The sequence below is a fragment of the Nonlabens sp. genome (genome assembly GCF_039941875.1).
GTDB lineage: Bacteria > Bacteroidota > Bacteroidia > Flavobacteriales > Flavobacteriaceae > Nonlabens.
Genome location: NZ_JBDVDQ010000019.1, coordinates 88,994 through 111,267 on the forward strand (window position 1 = coordinate 88,994; position 22,274 = coordinate 111,267).

General features: G+C 33.4%; 21 protein-coding genes. 11 read left to right on the forward strand and 10 right to left on the reverse strand.

Annotation, left to right across the window (positions count from 1 at the left end):
• Positions 1–571: 571 nt before the first annotated feature.
• Positions 572–1,672 carry a slipin family protein gene (locus tag ABJF08_RS11875; RefSeq protein ID WP_348116440.1) on the forward strand — a complete coding sequence of 367 codons (1,101 nt, stop codon included), beginning with the start codon at positions 572–574 and terminating at the stop codon, positions 1,670–1,672.
• A 102-nt stretch (positions 1,673–1,774) separates the two neighbouring features.
• Here the strand turns inward: ABJF08_RS11875 and ABJF08_RS11880 are convergent, their stop codons facing one another.
• Together ABJF08_RS11880 and ABJF08_RS11885 are read right to left on the reverse strand one after the other, a co-directional pair.
• Complete coding sequence (locus ABJF08_RS11880; RefSeq protein ID WP_348116441.1) at positions 1,775–2,749, reverse strand: YitT family protein; 975 nt, start codon at positions 2,747–2,749, stop codon at positions 1,775–1,777.
• 210 nt (positions 2,750–2,959) lie between these two features.
• Complete coding sequence (locus ABJF08_RS11885) at positions 2,960–4,204, reverse strand: hypothetical protein (RefSeq protein WP_348116442.1); 1,245 nt, start codon at positions 4,202–4,204, stop codon at positions 2,960–2,962.
• A gap of 151 nt (positions 4,205–4,355) precedes the next feature.
• On the opposite strand from ABJF08_RS11885, the gene ABJF08_RS11890 reads away from it, so the two are divergent.
• Entirely contained in the window at positions 4,356–5,999 is a 1,644-nt protein-coding gene (locus tag ABJF08_RS11890) for a SulP family inorganic anion transporter (RefSeq protein WP_348116443.1), read from the forward strand.
• Positions 6,000–6,086: 87 nt separating this feature from the next.
• On the opposite strand, the gene ABJF08_RS11895 is transcribed toward ABJF08_RS11890, so the two are convergent.
• Positions 6,087–6,593: a hypothetical protein gene (locus ABJF08_RS11895; RefSeq protein WP_348116444.1), complete on the reverse strand. Its 507-nt coding sequence runs from the start codon at positions 6,591–6,593 to the stop codon at positions 6,087–6,089.
• Positions 6,594–6,906: 313 nt separating this feature from the next.
• Here ABJF08_RS11895 and ABJF08_RS11900 point away from each other — a divergent pair, with 313 nt between their 5' ends.
• The 3 genes from ABJF08_RS11900 to ABJF08_RS11910 all read left to right on the forward strand — a co-directional run bounded on the left by ABJF08_RS11900 (position 6,907) and on the right by ABJF08_RS11910 (position 10,280).
• On the forward strand, positions 6,907–8,535 hold the full coding sequence (locus tag ABJF08_RS11900) for a carboxyl transferase domain-containing protein (protein WP_348116445.1): 1,629 nt from the start codon (positions 6,907–6,909) through the stop codon (positions 8,533–8,535).
• A 143-nt stretch (positions 8,536–8,678) separates the two neighbouring features.
• Positions 8,679–9,470, forward strand: a complete 792-nt coding sequence (locus tag ABJF08_RS11905; RefSeq protein WP_348116446.1) for a hypothetical protein — start codon at positions 8,679–8,681, stop codon at positions 9,468–9,470.
• 9 nt (positions 9,471–9,479) lie between these two features.
• Complete coding sequence (locus tag ABJF08_RS11910) at positions 9,480–10,280, forward strand: alpha/beta hydrolase (RefSeq protein WP_348116447.1); 801 nt, start codon at positions 9,480–9,482, stop codon at positions 10,278–10,280.
• 140 nt (positions 10,281–10,420) lie between these two features.
• Here ABJF08_RS11910 and ABJF08_RS11915 read toward each other — a convergent pair whose 3' ends face one another.
• Positions 10,421–12,508, reverse strand: coding sequence for a T9SS type A sorting domain-containing protein (locus tag ABJF08_RS11915; protein WP_348116449.1), 2,088 nt, complete (start codon positions 12,506–12,508; stop codon positions 10,421–10,423).
• A gap of 75 nt (positions 12,509–12,583) precedes the next feature.
• A complete protein-coding gene (locus tag ABJF08_RS11920) occupies positions 12,584–13,390 on the reverse strand; it encodes a hypothetical protein (RefSeq protein ID WP_348116450.1) in 807 nt (268 codons plus the stop codon).
• Between the two features lie 304 nt (positions 13,391–13,694).
• Here ABJF08_RS11920 and ABJF08_RS11925 point away from each other — a divergent pair, with 304 nt between their 5' ends.
• The 4 genes from ABJF08_RS11925 to ABJF08_RS11940 are packed head-to-tail and all read left to right on the forward strand — an operon-like array spanning position 13,695 to position 16,237.
• Entirely contained in the window at positions 13,695–14,147 is a 453-nt protein-coding gene (locus ABJF08_RS11925; protein ID WP_348116451.1) for a hypothetical protein, read from the forward strand.
• Positions 14,148–14,804, forward strand: coding sequence for a hypothetical protein (locus tag ABJF08_RS11930; RefSeq protein WP_348116452.1), 657 nt, complete (start codon positions 14,148–14,150; stop codon positions 14,802–14,804).
• Positions 14,797–15,561, forward strand: a complete 765-nt coding sequence (locus tag ABJF08_RS11935; RefSeq protein ID WP_348116453.1) for a histidine kinase — start codon at positions 14,797–14,799, stop codon at positions 15,559–15,561. The genes ABJF08_RS11930 and ABJF08_RS11935 overlap by 8 nt, the downstream gene beginning before the upstream one ends.
• Before the next feature lie 10 nt (positions 15,562–15,571).
• On the forward strand, positions 15,572–16,237 hold the full coding sequence (locus ABJF08_RS11940; protein ID WP_348116454.1) for a response regulator transcription factor: 666 nt from the start codon (positions 15,572–15,574) through the stop codon (positions 16,235–16,237).
• Position 16,238: 1 nt separating this feature from the next.
• On the opposite strand, the gene ABJF08_RS11945 is transcribed toward ABJF08_RS11940, so the two are convergent.
• Both ABJF08_RS11945 and ABJF08_RS11950 read right to left on the reverse strand, forming a co-directional pair.
• Positions 16,239–16,931, reverse strand: coding sequence for a helix-turn-helix transcriptional regulator (locus ABJF08_RS11945; protein ID WP_348116455.1), 693 nt, complete (start codon positions 16,929–16,931; stop codon positions 16,239–16,241).
• A 4-nt stretch (positions 16,932–16,935) separates the two neighbouring features.
• Positions 16,936–17,706: an alpha/beta hydrolase gene (locus tag ABJF08_RS11950; protein ID WP_348116456.1), complete on the reverse strand. Its 771-nt coding sequence runs from the start codon at positions 17,704–17,706 to the stop codon at positions 16,936–16,938.
• An 80-nt stretch (positions 17,707–17,786) separates the two neighbouring features.
• On the opposite strand from ABJF08_RS11950, the gene ABJF08_RS11955 reads away from it, so the two are divergent.
• Together ABJF08_RS11955 and ABJF08_RS11960 are read left to right on the forward strand one after the other, a co-directional pair.
• A complete protein-coding gene (locus ABJF08_RS11955; protein ID WP_348116457.1) occupies positions 17,787–19,772 on the forward strand; it encodes a DUF3352 domain-containing protein in 1,986 nt (661 codons plus the stop codon).
• Between the two features lie 117 nt (positions 19,773–19,889).
• Positions 19,890–20,564, forward strand: a complete 675-nt coding sequence (locus ABJF08_RS11960; protein ID WP_348116458.1) for a TlpA disulfide reductase family protein — start codon at positions 19,890–19,892, stop codon at positions 20,562–20,564.
• Positions 20,565–20,580: 16 nt separating this feature from the next.
• On the opposite strand, the gene ABJF08_RS11965 is transcribed toward ABJF08_RS11960, so the two are convergent.
• Genes ABJF08_RS11965 through ABJF08_RS11975 form a run of 3 tightly spaced genes read right to left on the reverse strand, consistent with a single transcriptional unit; the run spans position 20,581 to position 22,195 of the window.
• Positions 20,581–20,745: a hypothetical protein gene (locus ABJF08_RS11965; RefSeq protein ID WP_170034568.1), complete on the reverse strand. Its 165-nt coding sequence runs from the start codon at positions 20,743–20,745 to the stop codon at positions 20,581–20,583.
• Positions 20,733–21,434: an ABC transporter ATP-binding protein gene (locus ABJF08_RS11970; protein WP_348116459.1), complete on the reverse strand. Its 702-nt coding sequence runs from the start codon at positions 21,432–21,434 to the stop codon at positions 20,733–20,735. Before ABJF08_RS11970 ends, ABJF08_RS11965 begins: the two co-directional genes overlap by 13 nt.
• 56 nt (positions 21,435–21,490) lie before the next feature.
• Positions 21,491–22,195 carry a class I SAM-dependent methyltransferase gene (locus ABJF08_RS11975; protein WP_348116460.1) on the reverse strand — a complete coding sequence of 235 codons (705 nt, stop codon included), beginning with the start codon at positions 22,193–22,195 and terminating at the stop codon, positions 21,491–21,493.
• Positions 22,196–22,274 lie beyond the last annotated feature (79 nt).

A 22,274-nucleotide genomic window follows, 5' to 3' on the forward strand; every position in this document is an offset into this window, starting at 1 on the left:
GCGCAGTTGCGTATAGGAATTTTGATATCCTATTTGAATCGATAGGTTGATAGTAACCTTAATACTATCTCACACTGAAGATCGCTGGTTCAAATCCAGCACCTGCGAGAGCAGGTTAGCTAAGTCCGGTTATAGCAGCAGTACAATTGTGGGTTCGAATCCTACCAAATCCTCATCGATTTGTGGCCAAACTGGTAAAGGCACTACAATAGGGTTGTAGCTTGTATGAAGTTAAGTCACTTCTCAAAATGACTTAAATCAATCTTTAAAATTGATGTAGCCATGGCCACGGCTTTAAAAGGTCCCCAAAACAGTAGAACATCTGTTTTTGTGTTAAGTATCTACCACCTTATTAAGTTAAGTAGGTAAAGAAAAACACCTTTGTTTATAAGTGAGACGCGATCTCGTTTTGATAAAATGATATAGCAGTTACCTCTTTGTTGATCAAAGAATAAAACGCTATGGACTTAAATCATCATGCGGTCACAGCTTCCTTAAAGATCTAGAAACCATGTTTTACTGTTTTATCTAATAATAAATAACCAGCTTTTAAAAGCACAAATAGAGTAAAATGAAAAGAGTAAGAATAAGAGAAGGTACTAGAGGTATCGTCTTAAAAAACGGCAATTTTAATAGAGTATTGATAGCAGGTACCTATTGGTTAGGTTTTAATGAAAGACTTGTGGTATGCGATATGTCTGTAAAGCAAGTGGGACCAGTATCCATGGACTTAATGTTGTCTAACAAAGAGTTTGCAAGTATGGTAAACGTGATCGATGTAGGTAGTACAGAGATAGTCATGGTAACTATAAATGGTGTCCTGTCAGAAGTACTTACCACTGGTAGATATGTGTTCTGGAAAGGGTTGATAGACTTCGCTTTCGCGAAAGCGGATACCGCATCCATCTATATGGATAACAATGTGCCAGTAGCCTTTTATGAACAATTGAGAAACTTATACCTACTGCGCAATGTAGAAATAGCCAGTGGCAATAAAGGTCTTTTAATGGTAGAAGGTAAGTGCGTAGAATTGCTAGAAGCAGGTAATTATTATTTCTGGAAAAATGCTACAAAAATAGAAACCATCGCTACCGACATGAGATGGAAACAAATGGAATTGAGCGGTCAGGAATTGTTATCTAAAGATAAGGCAACCATAAGAATGACGTTAAACACCAGCTTTAAAGTAATCGATGTACGCAAGGCGTTGATAGAAAATAAAGACTTTGAGAAGCAGTTATATGCTGCTTTACAAATGGCATTGCGTTCTTATGTGGGTAATTACACTCTAGACGAATTGTTAGAAAATAAACAAGAAATCTCAACAGCTGTTGAGACAGAGGTCGCAGTAATAGCTGGTAGATTAGGAGTAGAAGTGAGCAATTGCGGTATAAAGGATATTATTCTAACCGGAGAGATGAGAGCGATTATGAACAAAGTTATTGTAGCAGAAAAAGAAGCGCAAGCAAATATCATTCTAAGGCGTGAGCAAACTGCCGAAACAAGAACTATGTTAAACGCAGCAAAATTGATGGAAGAAAATGAAACCTTGTTTAAGCTTAAAGAAATGGAATATGTAGAGAGAATAGCCGACAAAGTAGGTGAAATCAGTATTACTGGTAACGGTGGTATGGTAAAGCAATTAAAGGAGATTTTTGCTTTGGGTAAATAAAAAGATTCTTTCCTGTAAAAGGGAAAGAATCTTTTTTGTTTGCATGATGTTTATTTGAAAAGGGTGAAATATTTTTGATTTTAATCGAGTTAATTACTTAATCTAATGCAAAGGTCTCTTCTTAATCATACCACCTTTTATGTCCTTAATGCTATTCATTATTACAAATGCATTGGGTTCTATTTTTTCGATCTCAGTATTTAATTTATTCAATTCTAGTCTCGTTATTACGGTATAAATGATATCCATATCCTTTGATACACCATCTTTTGCATAACCTCCTTCACCTTTATATATAGTCACACCACGGCCTAATTTATTAATAAGCATCTCTCTTATACGTTTGCTTTGAGAAGATATGATAGTGATACCTATATATTCTTCTATACCTTCTATAATAAAATCTAGAGTCTTAGAGGCTGCGATATAGGTAATCATTGAGTATAACGCTATTTCTATAGATAGCAAATAAGCTGCAAATGAAAATATTATCACGTTAATTAGTATAATCACATCACCTATGGTAGTAGAGAATTTACGACTTAAGAAAATAGCAAGTATCTCTGTACCATCTATTACTGCGCCACCTCTTATGGCGAGACCTATTCCTGCACCTAGAAAGAAACCTCCAAAAAGCGCAACTAGTAAGTCGTCATCAGTAACGTTAGGGAAAGGAACTACTGCAACACATAAGGCCAGTCCGATAATGGCAAGCGTTGTTTTTAAAGCAAAATGCTTACCCATGATTTTATATCCCATAATTACAAAGGGTAGATTTACTCCTATAATTAAAACATAAAGAGGTACATCTGTAATAGCAGCTAGCAGCAAAGAAATACCAGTCGCACCACCATCTATAAAATCATTAGTTAATAAGAAGCCTTTAAAACCAAAAGAAGCAGAAAAAATACCAATAACTATGAGAATAAAGTTCTTGATGTTACGCTTTATAGAAACTACCATTTCCTTATATTTTTTGGCAAGCCTATATTCTGAAGGTTGGCCCTTTGGAAATTTCTTCTTATCCTTAAACTTAAGAGTAGTTTGAATTATAATATTAGTTAAAAATTGATTCATTTATAAGGTTTGATTTTAGAATAGTTTCCGGTGAATTATTAAGACATTTATTTTTGAAAAAAGTTTCAATGCTCAACTTTCAAAATACGGTTTTTTAATATTGTTAACTAGTTAATGGTTACTTAATTTCTTAAAATTTTAAGTGAGTTAATACGTGCTGAAATCTATTGAAAAACATGTGATTAGGTGGTTTCTTACCGGCAATAAGTTTTAATTAAAAGGTATTTGTACAGAAATGCCTGTTTCTACATCTGGAGCATTATTAACCGTAAGATCTTCTTTTAAATAAATGGTGTAAGAAATTTTAGGTCTAGCATGCGTATATAAAAATGACCAGCTGCTCAGGTTTTCTATAAGTGTTGTGTAGCCGTAATGCCAGCCCTGATTAATAGCAGAAAAATCGCCTTTGAGATGAAAATAGTCGGCCTCTTCTTTTTTAAAATACGATGTCTGATTTTGATAATTAAGCCCTAGAATATTTCGATTACCGTGTACGGTTTTATGTGACCACTGTGCCATAATCTCTCCTGAACCTAAAAAACGATTGTTTCCTAAGTCTAGATTATCGGTGCCGTTTATAGTATTTTTATATAAAACGCTGTAACCTATACTTAACCATAAATTGCTTTTAGGATTAAGAGCGTACTTTTTAATGGCATTTAATCCTATTCCTAGATCTAGAGAATTATTATAAGCACTCGTATTCCATCCTATTTGTGACTGTAGATTAAAGAATAAATTACGATCGTTCCATTTATCGAACTTAGGATAATAGGTGTGCGATAGTTCTAAACCGCCAAGTATAAAATCACCAGCTTGCATGTTTAAATTCTTGCCGTTGCGATCTGTATAATCGACAGTGACCTTATTCACACCATAAAACTTTCTGCCAAAAGGATCTTCTCCACCAGCAATATTACTATGGAACCACTCTATAGAATCGTCATTTGTAAAAGGCGAATTGAAGAAATTGCCCTTAACTGTTTGAAAAGCGCGCAAGCTTATCTTAATTTCATTAGTTTTATTTATAGGTATCGTTAGCGCTGGTCTATAAACCTTATATACTGCATCTATTTCCATAGTTAATATTTGCGCAGGTGTTGCTTCTTGGTCTACATAATCAAATACTCTAAAATACCATGTTTGATTCCTAAACTGATCTCTTACATCCATATCGTCTGGTAAAAAAGCCTGTACAGGTGCATGAAAATTATTTCCAGACTGCATTTCTAGATGCAATTGAAATTTCTCACTGGCTCGCACTTTAAAATTTTGCGTCATTCGAGAAGAGAACAATCCTAAATGATGCGTAGATGCCAGATGCGGTTTTACGAGGCCATTAATTTTTACGCTTACACTATCTGCTTGTCCTACCACTATGTTGCTCGCAATGAAAATACAAAGCACCACAAAAAGTCTAGATAAAATATTACAGTTAATGTTTTGATAGAGCATTATTTGGTGAATATATTCCTTTTGCAAGATAGAATAAGTAAGTAATAATTTTAGGTTCTATGAACAGGATTTCTATTCCGCTTTCGCGAAAGCGGAACACGTATCATTCTCATAAAAAGATGTACTTTTGCACGCTTAAAAATCAAGCATTATGCGCAAGATATTCAATAATTTTACCAGTAATCCTAAGGATGATATTCTCTCTGGAATAACCGTTTCTTTGGCAATGATACCAGAAGTGGTAGCATTTGCTTTTGTGATAGGTATCGATCCATTAGTGGCTCTTTCTGGTGCTTTTATGATCGGTTTAATTACGGCATTATTTGGTGGTCGTCCTGGATTAATATCTGGAGCAGCTGGAGCAGTTGCAGTCATTTTTGCAGATTTAATTATAGAAGGTCACGACAAAGGGCTTGCCATGGATGTGCCGGTAGATAATATGCAATACATCTATCTATTTGCAGCGGTAATTTTAATGGGAATTATTCAAGTGCTAGCCGGTGTCTTTAAAGTAGGGAAATTTGTCAGATTGATACCACATCCTGTAATGATGGGGTTTGTGAACGGTCTTGCCATTGTGATTTTCTGGGCACAAGTAAAAATGTTTAGAAATAGAAGTGCGGTAGTAGATGAAAATGGTGTTACAGAATATGTAGCTACTTATATGCAAGGGTCGCAATTATATATTATGATCGCACTGGTAGCTCTAACTATGGCTATCGTATTTTTCTTACCTAAATTAACTAAGAAAATACCAGCAGCGCTTACGGCTATTATTGTGGTAACAGCTATCGTTATAATAGGAGATATGGAAGGTGTGAGTACCGTAGGTTCTTACATAAGAGATGGTGGTGGTACTGGTCTTAAAGGAGAACTTCCTACTTTTAATACAGAGTTATGGGAGAAGTTACCTATTAATCTAGAGACTTTTAAATTTATACTTCCTTATGCATTTCTAGCTGCCGCGGTAGGTTTAATAGAGTCATTAATGACTATGAATCTTGTGGATGAACTTACAGAGACTCGTGGTAGTGGTAATAGAGAGTCTGTAGCACAAGGAGCTGGTAATATAATCAGCGGTCTATTCGGTGGTACTGGTGGTTGTGGTATGATAGGACAGACGGTAATTAATATCAATGCTGGTGGACGTGGTCGTCTGTCTGGTGTAATGATGTCTTTAACCTTATTAGTTTTCTTACTTTTTACAGATGAATATATAGAACAAGTACCTATTGCAGCATTAGTCGGTGTGATGTTTATGATGGTTATTGAGACATTTGCATGGTCTAGTTTTAGAATACTTCGTAAAATCCCTAAGTCAGACGCGTTGGTATTAATTACCGTATCTGTTGTAACGGTTGTTTTTGACCTTGCCATCGCGGTATTTGTAGGTGTAATTATCTCTGCATTAGTATTTGCATGGGAAAGTGCAAAACGCATTAGAGCTCGTAAAAGCCTTAAAGAAGATGGGACCAAAGTTTATGAGATCTGGGGGCCATTATTCTTTGGTTCTGTAACCGATTTTAATATGAAATTTGATCCTAAAAATGACCCTGATAAAGTAGAGATAGACTTTATAGAAGCTCGTGTACAAGATCATTCTGGTATCGAGGCATTAAGAGGTATTGCAAATAAATATCTAGATCTAGGTAAAGAAATAAAATTAACGCATCTTAGCCCTGAGTGTAAGGAGTTATTAATGCGCAATAATCCAGAATTTGATACGATTATAGAAAGTAGTATTGAGGACCCACGTTACCATATAGCAACAGACTTAATGGATGCTGAGGTGTAGTAAATAACTTCTTTAAAAAACAAAACCTCTATAAAGCGATTACTTACTTTATAGAGGTTTTATTTTTATAATTAAGATGATGTAATATCATGCTTTATGTGTTTTAAAAGGCGTTTTTTTAGGCGCTTCTTTTTCTTCTACATTCTTATTGCTTTCAGGAAAAACTAAAGGCGTACTGCTGTACGTAGTGCCAAAATTTATATGAGCTAGATAGACTTGTTTCACAGCATCTGCCACTTGTTTTTCTGTCAGTTCTTTTAATGGATGTATAAAAACAGACCATAACAGATTTTCTGAAATAGCATACTTAACGTCCAGTGCGGTATGAAAATTGGCTACTAGAGCATTGGTTTTCATTTCTTCATCTAGCTTAGAATATTCTACTATGGGAGAAATAATGCGCATTCTATTATGGTTGACATCAGTAACACAAATAATAGGTATATCATTGATTATAAACTGCCACCTACCATTCTCACCTTGAATGGTATCACTAACGGTTTTAAAAATAGTATCCAGTTTATCATTACTCATATGCTGTGAGATAGATAAGTTTGTAATAAATAGCCCTGCTAATAAGAAAGTATATTTCATAATAAAGAATTTAGATGTATGAGTCTTACTCCATAACTCATAGCAGCAAGTATATATAAATGGTCTCACAAAATTATTTCAAAGTCTTTAAGGTAGATTTTATTAGATAATTATTAGGAGTCAGGTAGTTAATATCCTTTCATTAATTCAACGATTCTATATATTCTCATCCTTCTGTCTTTACAGGTTTGTTTTATAACTTAACTCTTTATAAATAGATTAGATGTTGTTATGGGTATCGCTTTTGCGAAAGCGGAATATTTACCATCGTTATAGTAACAAAATCCTTATTTTTGAACAAAGACTTATTTACATGGATTTAGACTTCAATAAAAACGAAGATCATAATAAAATGCTACTTTCTGACTTGAGAAGAAAGTTTGCTCAAGTAGCCCTAGGTGGTGGTAAAAAGCGCATTGAAAAACTTCATGCCAAAGGTAAGATGACTGCTCGTGAGCGTATCGATTACTTACTTGACAATGCAGAAGATGCTATAGAGATAGGTGCATTTGCTGGTGACGGTATGTATGAGGAACATGGCGGTTGCCCTAGTGGTGGTGTGGTTGTGAAAATAGGATACGTTCAAGGTAGACAAGTTATTGTTGTAGCAAATGATGCAACGGTAAAGGCTGGTGCATGGTTTCCTATAACAGGAAAGAAGAATCTACGTGCTCAAGAAATTTCTATAGAGAACAGGTTACCAATAATTTATCTAGTGGATAGTGCAGGTGTTTATTTACCTATGCAGGATGAGATTTTTCCTGATAAGGAACATTTCGGACGCATATTTAGAAATAATGCGGTGATGAGTAGTATGGGAATCACGCAAATTGCTGCCGTAATGGGTAGTTGTGTTGCAGGTGGTGCTTATCTGCCTATTATGAGTGACGAGGCGCTTATAGTAGATAAAACAGGTAGTATTTTTCTAGCAGGTTCTTATTTAGTAAAAGCTGCGATAGGTGAAACTATCGATAATGAAACACTAGGTGGAGCAACGACACATTGCGAGATTAGTGGTGTTACAGATTATAAAGCAAAAGACGATAAAGACGCTCTAGATAAAATCAAAAAAATATTTGATAAAATAGGAGATAGCGATAAAGCTGGATTTAATAGAGTAGAATCAAAGAAACCAGAATTAGATCCAGAAGGTCTTTTCGGTGCGTTACCTAGAGAACGTAATGCTCAATACGATATGATGGAACTCATTAACCGTATGGTAGATGCAGGTTCTTTTGAGGCGTACAAGGATGGTTATGGACAGACATTAATTACAGGTTATGCCCGCATGGACGGTTGGGCTGTAGGTATAGTTGCTAACCAGCGCAAGATTGTAAAAACTAAGAAAGGCGAGATGCAATTCGGTGGTGTGATTTACAGCGATAGTGCTGACAAGGCTACTCGTTTTATAGCAAACTGTAATCAAAAGAAAATACCTCTAGTATTCCTTCAAGATGTTACTGGTTTTATGGTAGGATCAAAATCTGAGCATGGTGGTATTATAAAAGATGGAGCAAAAATGGTAAACGCTGTTTCTAACAGTGTGGTACCTAAATTTACGGTGGTTATAGGGAATAGTTATGGAGCAGGAAATTATGCTATGTGTGGTAAAGCTTATGATCCTAGATTAATTTTTGCATGGCCTACTGCAGAGCTTGCTGTAATGTCAGGAAATAGTGCAGCAAAAGTATTGATGCAAATAGAAAAAGCATCTCTAGAAAAATCTGGTAAAAAACTATCTGAAGAAGAAGAAAAGGCATTGTTTGCAAAAACAAAAGACCGTTATGATAAGCAAGTATCTCCATACTACGCAGCGTCTAGAATATGGACCGATGCGATTATAGATCCACGAGATACAAGAAAATGGATTTCTATGGGGATAGAGGCAGCAAATCATGCACCTATTACCAAAGACTTTAATCTAGGTGTGATACAGACGTAGTATTTACCTTTTTAATAAGTAAAAGATGTCAGTCTGAACTTATGGACATGATCTGGTGAATTGCTTATTCAGGTCCGTTGCTATAAGTTCAGTATGACATTTTTTTATTGACTTTTTTCAAGACACTTTTCTAATATTATTGCATGAAACAATTTTTCAATAGATTCTTACTCATAGTAAATTTACAAACGGTAATTATCTCTTTACTGGCCGTAACCTCTACAGCGATATGTATACATTATAAATACGAGGCAGAGTTTCCATTAACTCTAGTCGCGACATCAATCATTTTTCCGATAGTGTTTTCTATAGGTGGTGCTTATAAACGTAGAGAGGCTGCTTTAAAAGAATATGCTGCGATAAAAGGATATTTAAGGGCGATATTCTTTGTGTCGAGAGACTGGTTAGACCACCCAAAGCCGGAAAACGTGAATAAGATGAATGATATCATTTATGATTTTTTCAACAATTTTAGAACCATGTTTACGAGCCCAAAAGATCAACTCATAGAAAATGAAAAACGCGTTTATGACAACTTTTCAGATTTTTCATTATACATTAAACACGAATTAAGAAATGAAGGTTTGTCTTCTGGTGAATGTTCTCGTACCAATCAATATTTACAAAAAATGATGATTTCGTTTGAATCCATCAAACATATTTATCAGTATCGAACACCTAGGACGTTGAGGGCTTTTAGTTCTTTATTCATTAAGGTAATGCCTATTGTTTATGGACCTTACTTTGCGTTTAAAGCAGAAGAGATGTCTTGGGGACTAGAATTTGTCATTCCTATATTACTAACGATGATTCTTGTAAGTTTAGAAAATATTCAAGAACACTTAGAAAATCCTTTTGATCAAATAGGAGAAGACGACATTAATTTTAACGTAGAGAAATTTGTGGAGCGATTAAATCATAAATCTGCTGATTAATAATATCATATGTTTTTAAAGAAATTATTTAAAGGACTTGTTATCGTTGCTATTGCAGGCTATGTTTTAGTTTGTAGTTTGCTTTATTTCTATCAAGAAAGTATACTCTTTTTTCCAGAGCAATTAACGCAGGAGCATGAGTTTCAATTTCAGAATGATTTTATAGAAAGAGATATTATCACGAGTTCTGGACACCGTATCAATACTTTGTTGTTTAAAAATGAAGATTCAAAAGGTGTTATTCTTTATCTGCATGGTAATGCTGGTAGTTTAAAATCTGTAGGTAATGAATCAGAGAATTTTTTACCATTAGGTTATGACGTATTAATGATGGATTATTCTGGATATGGAAAGAGCTCTGATAAAATTACAAATCAAGAAGAGCTTTTTGAAGATGCACAAGATGTTTACGATGACCTTAAAACTACCTATACAGAAGATAAGATTCATATTTTAGGATATTCTATAGGTACAGGTATTGCAGCACATCTTGCGTCTAATAATAATCCTGCAAAACTAATATTACAATCGCCATACTATAGCATGACCGATATGATGAAACGCAAGTATTCCTTAATACCGACTTTTATTTTGAGATATGATCTCGCTACTAACGAGTATTTAAAAGAATGCGATATGCCTGTATATTTATTTCACGGTGTAGAAGATAAAGTAATACCCATAGAATCTTCTGTAATGCTGAGCAAAGAATTTGATATTCCATTATACAAATTAGAAAACCAAGGCCATAACGGCATGGGCGGTAATAAAGAGGTATTACAAAAACTTAATGAAATTTTAAATCATTAAAAAATCATTAGTTGAATAGGAGAAACAGATGTTTCTTAATATAAAAGTAAAAACCTCCATTAATTATAAATGGAGGTTTTAGAATTAATAACGTTCCCTAATTGTTATTAATCGTAGGTTTATTAGAATACGGTGTATTTCTAATTTTTGATTAAATTTTCTACCACTTTTCCAGCATCCGTGTCCACTACTAACAGGTATTGACCTGTTGCTAAGCTTGCGGTATTCAATCTATATGAAGTATCAATCTCTTTAGGAAAAGTTTGAATAACCATTCTACCTGAAATATCATAAAGACTAACAGTTTCAATTTTATGATCTAAAACCGAAATGTTAACGTAGTTAATAGTTGGATTGGGGAAAAGGCTTAATTCTAACTGAACCTCGTCTATACTGGCTGTTGCGCAATTCATATTAAATGAAGCTGTTGCATCTATATTAGTTGCAAAGGTGCTATTCATGTAAGGGATATCAGATATCTCTATACAAATAAGATTTGGGTTTCCAGTAGCATCAAATGTCGTAATTAAACTATTTGCACCGTTGTTAACTTTTAAGCTCATTAAGTCATTATTTGTAAGCTCTACTGACGTTAATGCTGGACTCGCATTTAAATCTACAGAAGTTATTTGATTTCCTGTTGCTGCTACATCAGTTAGTGCATTATTATTAATAAGATTTAGCATGCTTAAATTGTTATTATTTAGGCTCAAAAAAGACAAGTTGTTATTATTGGTCAAATTAACCGTAGTCAACAAATTATCATCTAAACTTAAAAACTCCATTGTAGAATAAGGATCAACATTTATACCTGTAATCTGATTATTATTAGCATTTATTCCAATAAAACTATTTGCTACAGACGGCAGTGTCACTGAGTTTAATTGATTATTTAATACGAAAACTCGTTGTATATTAGATAAATTGGAAAGATTCAGAGTTCCACTCAAAAGATTATCACTTACTTCAACAGTTAGAAGGGTCCTGTTATTTGTGAAATCAAATGAGGTGACCTCAGAATCTACCCACGTCAATTCTTCTATACTACTAAGATTTGAAAAATTAGGATTACTTATTCTACTTCCTAAATTTATTAATTCAATTAGATTAACATTGTTAGTAAAATCAATCGATGTTATGGGATATTCAGTACTGGTGCGATCAAAATTAATTGTACCAAATCTTAAATATTCTAATTGTGGATTTTGAGTAATATCAATACCAGTTAGTAAAGGACAAAGTAATAATTCTAGTCGTTCTAGTAGCGGATTTTGAGTTATATCAATGGATGTTAGTTGATTTGATGCTTGTAACCGCAATGTTTTTAGGTTTGGATTGTTAGAAGTGTCTATAGTCGTGTAAAGACCTACGGATCCATCAAAAAATTCTAGGTTAACAGCTCCAGAAATATCGATATTTTGTAATGAAGAGTTAAAGAAAAAACTAGCGAAAGTTATTGAGTTACTATTACTCATATCTACGTCAACAATAGGATTAGAAGCAAAATCAACAAAACGCGCGTTGTTGACTAGTAGAGAGTTAAATGTAACTATGGAATTATCATTTGCTCTCAACGTGTCTAGGGCAACAAACGCCTCTAAACCGGTTAAGTCACTAATACCTTTATTAGATATATCTAAAGTGTTTACTGCACTTACATTTGCACTATCTAGTAAATTATCTAGTACCGTATCATAACCTAAAGCGATTAGTTCTTGTTCAAAATTGTCATCAGGTATTACCGTTTGCCCTGCTGGGATATTTATTTTGGATAGATTAAACGTGGCTTGAGCGGTTGGAATCCCACAGGCAGCCATGGTATTTTCTGTATAATTTATAGTAAAATTATTATCACCACTAGTGATACTCCATAAGGAGTTGTTACCGGCACTAGCCTCATCATAGATGATATTAGGAGCTGTGGTACATTGTAGGGTTGTGTCTAATAAAGGAACAGCTATTTCATTATTTGACAAATCTAAAACTACCAAAACTGTTGCGCCATTAAACTCAGGGAGTAATTGAATTGTAAATACTCTCTCATTAGGTGTGTTTCCGACTGAAATAAAAATATCTGTTTCATTAAAATTAGAAGCGGTAAAAGCAGAACCTACTCCGGTCGTCCCGTTAGTAAGTTGATATAAACCTGTCATAAAATCATATGGTTGACCTTTTGATACTGTTAGACTTAAAATACAGCCTATTATGATTAGTAATTTTGTTTTCATAAGTATTGGTTTTTAATTTTCGGTAAGATTAATTAATTAAGAGTCGTGAAGAAATACCCTGTTTAGGGTATATTTTTAATTTGGCGTTTTTTGAGTTTCTGGAGATTTTTTGTCATCTTTATTAAATATGCCATAACCAATTCCAATTCCCATCCACGGTTTATTTTGATAAACCCAATTGTCACTCAATTCACCAGATAAGAAATCAATACCGGTGAAAATTCCAAATTGGAAATTTTGAGATTCAAAAACGATACTCAAACTGGGTGTTAAAGCAGATGCCTTCGTATTGGTAGAAACGAAACCGTTAGTGGTTTGTTCATCAATTTCAACACTTGTAACACTTATGCCAGCAAGAAAATTCAGTGCAAATTTATCATTACGATAAGGGCGTAATTTATATCCTGCAGATAAACCAATATTTATATCACCAGTAAAATCAAAAAATCTTTCACGATTTCCTTGGTCATCTTTAGAACCAAATCTAAATTTTATAGGAACTGTAACAGCTCCAAAAGTGAATGAGTTTTTGGGTAATTTAACTACAACTTTACTATTCTTATCAAAGTCAGCTTTTGGTAATAAAAAATATCGTTTAACATTCGATTCTGTATCTATAAAAACTAGGCGAGCATTATCACCTTCTGAGCTATCTATGTTGGAAAACTCGATGATATGAATTACATAATCTCCATTGCTCAAGATTCTTTCAATAGTGAAATCAGTTTTTTTATCAATGTCTTCTATATTAGTAAGTGAAGCTCCACTTTTTTGACACTCTCTAAGTTCGATACCAAAAATAAACTCGTAGGTTAGGTCTTCTTGTCCATTTACGTAAATGAATAAAAATAGGAATAGTGAAGTAAGTAAATTAGTTTTCATAATGATGATTTTTAAAATTCAACACCACAAACCTAATTACTCTATACGCCTATTATTAAAGGACTTTCCCTAATTGATTTAGGACTATTCTTTTAATAAATAGGGTTTTACCTATTTATGTTAAAATGTTAATGTGTAGATTTATGGTCTAACTAAAAACCATTTAAATATGAGTTATGTATATCATACTAATGAATTGAGCTTCCCTGACGTCATAACAGAAACAGTTGCCATTGTTAATAGTGATGAAACAGCTTTCAAATCTTATTTTCATCTCCTAACTATTCCTAACCAAATAAAATTTTTGAAACGATGTAAACTTCATAACGGACTTCATCTATATGATTTGCGTAAGTCACATAGTTTAAAGGGTAGAGAAAGCGACTTTGAAAATACCAATAATCTACAATTAATAAAAGTTACAGACCTTACATTAAATTATGATTTTGAATACGGAGTTTGGGTAAAATTTACTGAGACGGAAAGCGGTTTTAATTTTGAACATGTTTGGTTAGAGGATGAAGATTTAGAATTCGACGAGGAGCATAATCTCATAGATAGTCAAGCTTATTATTTTTCTATTCCATTTTTACATGCTATTCAAAATTTTTATGGATCAGATTGTGAATTGGGAATAAGAATGGTGGGAAACAAGCTTGCGTTTAAAGTATTAAATAGCTCTCGAGTATCAGAATTAGGAGAGATTTATGACTTTTCCTACGAGCCTCCGCACGGAGGTTCTATAAGAAAGAAATAAATGCAAGAGTATCTTGATAAAATAACGTTAACAACAATTTTAGTAGTAGCAACTTTTTTAGTTGCTACTATTTTTTATCGTAGAGGTAAGTTATATAACCTGCTATATGGAATTATATGTTTAAACCTCTTCTCTGAGGTTATGGCATTGATAGCAATTACTACAAAAAGATTTGGATTTATTCATTTTTATAATCTCAATTTTTTTATTCAACCGATTTTATGGTTTTTATTAATCAAATTGATTTTGAAAAACCAATTATCTAGTTTTCTGATGATTACGTTATTTGTTTCCTTTGCCATATTTAACTTGTTATTTTTTGAGAAATTTGGTTTGAATGAATACACATTTATTTGTGCTTCATTTATGTATATAGGATATTATATCTGGGCTCATTTTAGATTGCTAAGAAAAGAGAAATTAGAACATTTTTCATCAAAAGAGTTTCTATTACTTTCATCTCCATTAGTTTTCTTTTTTGGAATAAGTATCCTGCTTTGTTTTGGAGATAGCGGTTTAAAATCAACTCCATTATTAGGTAGATCCCTTTATAATATTATCCAAAACTTTACTAATTTAATATATTACTCACTCCTAATAACCTACATCATTAAATCAAGAAACGAAGGAAAACAAAAACTAGAGCTACATGACTGATATCGCCATAGGAATCATCATTACTTTTCTCTTCGTCTGTATGGCGCTATTATTCTGCGCCATACTGATAAAAGTATATGTAGCTAAAGTGAAAAAATACAATCAAATCCTTTTTGATAAACAACTGGAACAACAAAAAGCGGTGAGTAAGGCTGTGCTAGAAACTCAAGAAGAAACGCTAAATAATATCGCGCTAGATTTACATGACGATACTGGACAGCGTCTTACGTATTTGAACTTACAGCTAGAGCAAATCAAATTACAACAACCAGAATTAACTGCAACCCTACAACCTGTTAGTACAACGGTTAATGACCTCGCAATTAATTTACGTGAATTAAGTCATTCCATGACTTCAAATTCTTTAATTAAAACACCACTGTTCCAAGTTATAGAAAAAGAAATAGCACGAGTGAATAGGTTAGGTGTCGTGGTTTGTAGTATGAAGATATCGAATAGAGAAGACTTCTATTTTTCTCTAGATGAGAAGATCATCTTGTATCGTATTTTTCAAGAAGTGCTCAATAACATGCTCAAGCATTCTAGAGCTAGTAAGTTTGTCATAAACATATCAAATCCAGAGCAACCTTATTTGTCTTTTAGAGATAATGGGAAAGGATTTAAAATAAATAATGAATTACTTACTAATGGTTTTACGAATATGAAATTGCGTAGCGAATTGATAGGCTATAAACTCCAAGTAAACTCGCAAGAGCAAAAAGGAACACATATCCAGCTAGTTAAAGAAATAGCTTAAATTTTGGAACATGCCAAAGAAGATTAAAATAGGGATTATTGATGATCATGACATCGTACGTAAAGGATTAAGTCAGTTATTGCAAAACATGGGAGATTATGAGGTCACAGAAGAACATTCTAGTGGTGTTTCATTTATCAATAATTTGTCGGATAATAAAGAATTGCCCGATGTCTATCTTTTAGATTATTCCATGCCAATGATGAATGGTCTTGAAGTCCTTCAAGAAGCTAAAGAAATTAATCCCAATGCAAAATTTCTGATGCTTACTCAAAATCTTGAAGATAAGATCAAAGTAGAAGCTTATGATAAAGGTGCAAGAGGTTTTCTTTCTAAAACCTGCCAGGCTCCAGAATTAGGTCAGTCTATTATCAATGTAGTTACTACTGGCTATGATAATTTTGAAGAAATTTTACGATTGTTGCGTAATAAAAACACGATAGAACAACTTACTAATGAAGAAAAGGCAAATTTAAACCCTCGAGAATTACAGCTGCTAGAACTCGTTTGTAATGAGAAAGAATACACTTATCAAGAAATAGCAGACCAGATGAATCTTTCAATAAAATCAGTAGATGCTTGTAGATCACAACTTTTTCAAAAATTAGATGTGAAATCTAAAGTCGGTCTAGTACTGTATTCTTTTGCGCATAAATTGACTAAGCCTTTTGTTTAAATTAAATCAATTCAAGAGCTAGAGAAACCTTTACTAATTCTGAAACCTTAGTTACATCTAGTTTTTTGAATATATTTTTTTTGTGGGTGTGTACAGAGTGAACTGATAAAATTAATATCTCACTAACCTCTTTATTTGATCTTCCTTCGGCAAAAAGTTTGAGGATTTCTTTTTCGCGTTTGGTCAGCGTTTGAAATTTATTCCATCGATTAAAACTTTCCTTACCCCAAGGAATTATTTCTTTAAAAATTTTTTCTACAGCCTCGTATTCATTGTGAAATAAAGATGTGTTCAAGGTAAGTTTTTCATCAATTAATATCTTATTCGTAAAATATGGCGTCATGTTATGATTCATAGATATGATTTGCATATAACTACAAACAGACTCATAATCGTTATCTTTATGAAGAGCATCTGCCTTATAAATTGCCTTTTTCATTAGACTTATGTTAGAGATTTCTGGCAAATATGATTTTCCTAATTCGTATAACTTTTCTATTTCTCTCCCATAGCTGAAAAAAGATTTACTGAAAAACTCGTACTGATGACTATCCCTGTAATTGATATAGGTAGGGCTAGGTAAAAAATCTTGAAGCTGATAAAAGGCTTTTTGATCATTTAAATAAAGCTTTCTAAGCCTAAAAGCAAAATGCTGGCTTTGTTGATGGTATTCTTTCTCAGTAAATAGATTCATTTCTCTATTTTAATGGCTTAAAAATATCTGCTGCTATTTGATTTATAATTTCAGACATTTCTTCTGGTTTTTCTAGGGTAGGGTAGTGACCACAATTTTCTATAGTAATAAGCTGTGCATCTCCTTTACTTTGTTCTACCACTTCTTTTAAATAACTAGGGTTTACCGATGGGTCTTGTACACCACTCACTATAAATTTTGGACATTTTAATTCTGTAAAAATTTTATATTGATCTAACCAGTTTCCATTAGTAATATCTTCTACGGTGGTGACTCTTACTTTAGGATTTGAATTGTTAAAATCTGCTGCAACCATGGCGCTGTATTTATCATCATAAACGGTAATAGATGCTGCTTCTTCTATCTCTTCTTGAGTAGGGTGTTCGGTTAAAAAAGTTTGTAATGCAGCGACAGGTAAAAACGCCTCTTCAAAGTTGACAGGTTTTTTAACCGGTGGCGTTCCAAAAATCATTAAACCTTTTAAGTTTTTAATATCGTTTGAAATCTCAATAGCAAGATGCCCACCTATACTATTACCTATTAAAAATACAGGTTTTGAATAGCTATTAATTAATTTGATCAGTTCTCTTTTATAAAATTTAAAACTAAAATCATCATTGTCATCTGTATTCTCGTTAATTTCGTGACCAGATAAGGTAGGAGCTAGTACTGAATTTGTTAACTGTAAATTTTTAAAAACTTTACTAGAAGAAGAACTTCCATGAAGTAAAACTATTAAACCTTCTTTATTTGAGCTGATAAACGTACTTTTCATAAATTACAATGTTTAACCAAAGTAAATAAAACACTAGTTTTTAACAAGTGATTTATTGTAAAATAATAAAAATCAATATTTTGACTCGTAAAAAAATCATTTGGTTATTGGTTATAGCTGTTCTCGGATATTTAGGGTATCAGGCGCTTTCCATTTTTGCACTAGAAGAAGATAAAATTAATGCAGTATATCTAGTACCTGAGGATGCAGTGTTTTTTATGGAGATGGATGAGCCGTTGCGCAATATGAATACTCTGGCCGAAAGTGAAATATGGGATCACCTTCAAACTAATGATGACATTCATAAAATGAGTGCCAAATTGAATGCCGTGGATTCTCTTTTTCAATCAGAGAGCGATCTTTTTGAGATGATAGGAGATCGTGATATTATTTTAAGCGCTCACATGATTAAGCGAGACGATTATGCTTTTCTATATATCGTAGATATGCAAAAATTATCGCAGCTCAATTTACTTAAAAACAATATCAACCAGTTGCTTACCGGTGATTTTACGGTTACAAAACGCCTCTATAAAGACATAGAAATTACAGAGGTAACTGATAAAACTACTTATGAAATTCTGTCTATTGCGTTTGTGAAAAATCAAATGGTAGCTAGTTATACGCATTCACTAGTAGAAAAAAGTATAGACGAATTTGCATCACCAAAAATAGGTCGTGACCTTCAATTTCTAGAAATTCAAAGAGAAGTAAGACAAAACGATTTATTCCGCTTTTATTTAAACCACAAATACCTTACAGATTATTATAAAGCATTTTCCAATGAAGAAAGTCCAGTTATAAAGTTGTTAGAAGACCATTTTAGTTTTTCTGGTTTTCAAATAGATGTAGATGACGACCGGTTATTATTAGCACAAGGATATACTAACGGAGACCAGACGGCACAGAGCCTCATTACAGCATTACATGAATCTGGAACTGGTTCTATAGATGCCACTACCGTTTTACCTCAAGAAACAGCTCTGTATTTAAGTTTTGGTTTTGATGATTTTTCGACTTTACATCATAATTTTTATGGCTTGTTAGGTGAGCAGCAGCCAGAAATGGTGACAGAATATGAAGCTGGCAGAAAGAAAATAGAAGGATTGCTGGATATAGATTTACAGCGTGATTTTTACGATTGGATGGATGATGAGCTCGCTTTCGCGAAAGCGGATGCACCAAACATATCAGAAAAAGAAGGTCTAGCACTTGCCATAAAAGCAAAAGATACCGACGATGCCCTAGAACGATTAAAATTTATTGAAGAACAAATAAGAAAGAAAACACCTGTAAAATTTAAGGAAGTAGATTACAGAGGTTATAAAATCAACTATTTAGAAATTAAAGGCTTTTTTAAATTGATCATAGGCTCACTGTTCGAGAATATTGAAAAACCATATTATACCATCATAGATGAATATGTGGTTTTTAGTAACTCGCCCAAGACTTTAAAATTATTTATAGATAGTTTTGAAGAAGAAACTACCTTAATCTCTGATGAATATTACCGTGATTTTATCGATGAATTCAGTTCTGAGAGTAATGTGTTTTTATATGTAGATACTAATAAGTTAAGCAACGCATCTGGTAAATACCTCAATCGAGAATCTCGTAAGGAATTGAAACAAAACGAGGCATTTTTCTCTCAGTTCACACAATTAGGACTCGAGTTAAAAGCACAAGAAAACTTCTTTGAATCAAAGGCAGTTATACATTATGACAGCGATTATGACTATGAGGCCATACAACTAGAAGAGCGCAATAAAGATGTGCCACTAAATCTAGTGACTATTAAAAAAGAAGAAATAAGTAAGGAAACCATATTTGATATTGCACCTATTTTTCCTGATGATTTCACGGCAAATTTTCACGAACAAAAATTTAATAACGGTCATCTTAAAATGAAGGTTTATCTTAAGGATGGATTGCCAGACGGTCGTTATAAAGAGTATTATTTTGATGGACAGTTAAAGATTTCTGGACGTTATGATGACGGTAAACAAGATGGTACCTGGAGAGCCTATTTAAGAAATGGAAAGTTATTCCATAAAAAACGATTCTAATTTGATGAAATTTGGCTCGAAATATGATAACATAAGACCAAGGCCAGTTTCTTATTTATAGGAAACCTGCTGGTGATGTCTCGATACTTATTAAATCCATTTTATTACATTTATTCTATGAAAAAACTTCTTATTCTCTTTACTTTATTTCTAAGTTTTACAGCCGTTGCTCAAGAAGAAATCTATTATCTCTTGCCTAATGGTGAGATCATGAACGAGGCTAGTTTTGATAAACTCAAAGCAAGTTTAAAAGATATGGGAGACGTAAAAGCAGATTTTATCTCTACCATACGACGCAATGACTCGGTAATAAAACGTACTAAGTTAATTATTACAGAGCAGTCAGATAGAAAACCCTTTGATCCGTTTGCTATTCATAGAGAAAAAATAGGAGAGAAGTTTGTGCTAGAAGATTTTAAAAAAGCAGATGGCACAGTGCTTACCTTAGAAGATCTAGATGGTAAATCTACGGTACTTAATTTTTGGTTTACGAGTTGTGCACCTTGTATAAGCGAGATGCCCAAATTAAATAGCCTCAAAAAACAAATGAGAGGCGATGTTAATTTTATGGCAATTACCTTCAATGAGAAATCTAGAGTAGATGAGTTTTTAAAAACAACTAAATTCGACTTTGATCATATTACAGATGCTCGCAAACAAATCGATTTTTTAAAAATACAAGCATTTCCTATGACCATTTTACTTGATAAAAATGGCTTTATAAAAAATGTTTACGGAGATCTAACTTATCAAATGAATGATTTAAAGTCAGATTTAAGAAAGGTGATGTAATAGAGTAGATTAAATCTTACTCTCGATCTTTTCTTTTTTCATTTAAACGTTGCTTAAAATTGCGACGTTTGCGGTCTTTTATACTGCCTTGTTTGCTTTTATTCCAAAACATAAATATGACAAATGCCAGTAAAACGGCACCTATATAAATCCAGTCTTTATTCTCGCTTAAGATTTCCATGGTCTATTTCTTGTATCACTTTCTATAACACCATCACGTAGTCTTATAACGCGATGTGCATGCTCTGCTATATCTTCTTCGTGAGTTACTAATATAACTGTATTCCCGTCTGCATGAATTTTATCAAAAAGAGCCATGATTTCTACTCCAGTTTTAGAATCTAGGTTTCCGGTAGGTTCATCAGCTAGAATGATAGATGGATTGTTAACTAGAGCTCTTCCTACGGCTACACGCTGTCGCTGTCCACCAGATAATTGATTAGGCTGGTGATCCATACGGTCATCTAGTCCTACACTAGTAAGTACCTCAGTAGCTCTAGCGACACGGTCTTTCTTAGATTTACCGGCATAAATCATAGGTAATGCCACGTTATCTAGTGCAGTAGTTCTAGGCAGTAGATTAAATGTTTGGAAAACAAAACCTATCTCGGTGTTTCTTATGTCTGCCAGCTGGTCGTCTGTAAGCATAGATACATCTGTACCGTTAAGCTTATAACTACCTGCAGTAGGTGTGTCCAGACAACCTAATAGATTCATTAAAGTAGATTTACCAGATCCGGATGGTCCCATAAAAGCGATGTAATCTCCTTTTTTGATCTCTAGATCGATTCCTTTAAGTACATGAACTACTTCCTGACCTAATTTAAAATCACGTATAATATTCTTTATTTCGATTACATTTTCACTCATGGAACTAAGTTATGAATTATAGGTTGTACGAGTATGACGCAGCAATTGTTTTTTAGTTACAATTTTACATGAAAACGTTCGGGCAATTGTTCTTTTCTAAAAAACACCATACCTACATCAAAGCAATCTACGCTAGCCGTGACTTTAGAATGTGAACATATTTTATTCCAAGCAGCGGTCATGTCTGTAGACCAGTAAATATCATCAAATATGACCACACTGTCATTGTGTACTTTATCTAGTATAGCTTCAAAATAGTGTAAAGTAGCAGCACCATCATGATGACCATCTATATAAATAAGATCATAAGTAATGTTATTAAAATCATACTTTTCAAAGAATTCTTTAAAAGTAGAGCTGATGCAGTTTACATTTTTAATACCGTTACTAAGTAATGTACTCGCTGCATATTCATAAACCTCTGGACTGCCTTCTACGGTAGTGATTATAGCGTCTGGTCTAGCTATAGCCATCGCATGAGTTGCTATACCTAGTGATGTGCCTAATTCTAGAACCGTATTTACTTTAAGATAATTGCAAATGCGATAGAACATTTGGGCATCTTTTTGAGTACTGCAATTGTGTCTTAAAATGTCTTTTACCTTGCGGTCGTTAGTTTTAAAAACCTTGCTGCCCGCACCGTGATCTTCTATATGAAGTGTCTCGTTAGATGCATTAACATTATGGCGATATTGGGACAGTTTTAAATAATCGGTATAAGTTGTAGCGTCTTTGAGGCATTTTTTCTCTAGTTGAAACACAAATGGCGAGTGTATACCATGTAAATGAAACGACTTTAGAAGGTGTGCGAAGTATGAAAATATAAAATGAAACAATGCT